This is a genomic window from Oceanobacillus massiliensis str. N'diop, from assembly GCF_000285495.1.
GTDB classification, from domain to species: domain Bacteria; phylum Bacillota; class Bacilli; order Bacillales; family Amphibacillaceae; genus Oceanobacillus; species Oceanobacillus massiliensis.
Map to the genome: position 1 here is coordinate 1 of NZ_CAER01000101.1, position 238 is coordinate 238.

General features: G+C 50.8%; 2 tRNA genes. Both read left to right on the plus strand.

The annotated features are described in order from the left end of the window. Positions 1–69: 69 nt before the first annotated feature. Positions 70–146 (plus strand) — tRNA-Ile (locus OMHG_RS00230). A 19-nt stretch (positions 147–165) separates the two neighbouring features. Beyond that, positions 166–238: transfer RNA gene (locus OMHG_RS00235), tRNA-Ala, on the plus strand.

Here is a 238-nt window from a genome sequence, read left to right on the forward strand (position 1 = left end):
GGGCATACTTGGTTGTTTGGTTCAGTTTTGAGAGATTGATTCTCTTTTTGTAATGATATTTAAATAGATGGGCCTGTAGCTCAGCTGGTTAGAGCGCACGCCTGATAAGCGTGAGGTCGGTGGTTCGAGTCCACTCAGGCCCACCATCTATTAAATTTTATACACGGGGCCTTAGCTCAGCTGGGAGAGCGCCTGCCTTGCACGCAGGAGGTCAGCGGTTCGATCCCGCTAGGCTCCA